The 434-nt window shown below is 66.8% G+C and carries 1 protein-coding gene; it reads left to right on the plus strand.

The genetic code is table 11. The annotated features are described in order from the left end of the window. Window positions 1-148: 148 nt before the first annotated feature. Window positions 149-434: DinB family protein (locus H7U32_RS10495; RefSeq protein ID WP_204469954.1), on the plus strand; the 286-nt coding region annotated here is incomplete at its 3' end.

The following is a 434-nucleotide window of genomic DNA, read 5'->3' on the forward strand; positions in this document are numbered from 1 at the left end:
GCAGTATTCAGCTCTACTGTGCGGCCTTCTTTCTGGCACGACCGCCCTGAGCGCTGTGCTCGTCTCACAAGCGCGCCTGCCCCTGCGAGCGGCCCGGCCGACGTCAGGACCTCGCCTCTTATCAACGGCCGCGCGCTACACTGCTCCGATGGAAAATGTCGCCGACCGAACGCGGCGTCCATTCGTGCTCGACGAGGCGACCGCGATGTTATCGCGGACGCCTGCAGCGCTGGACACCTTGCTGCGTGACCTCCCTGACCATTGGGTCAGCGCGCACGAGGGTGGCGCCACGTGGAGCCCGCTCGACGTCGTCGGTCATCTGATACACGGCGATCGAACGGACTGGGTGCCGCGAGCCCGGATGATCCTCGAGCACGGCGAGGCCCGGACCTTCGAGCCGTTCGATCGTTTCGCGCAGCTCACGGTCTCGGCGG

Origin of the sequence: Bifidobacterium pullorum subsp. saeculare (assembly GCF_016899725.1) — a bacterium.
In the GTDB taxonomy this organism is placed as follows: domain Bacteria; phylum Actinomycetota; class Actinomycetes; order Actinomycetales; family Bifidobacteriaceae; genus Bifidobacterium; species Bifidobacterium pullorum_C.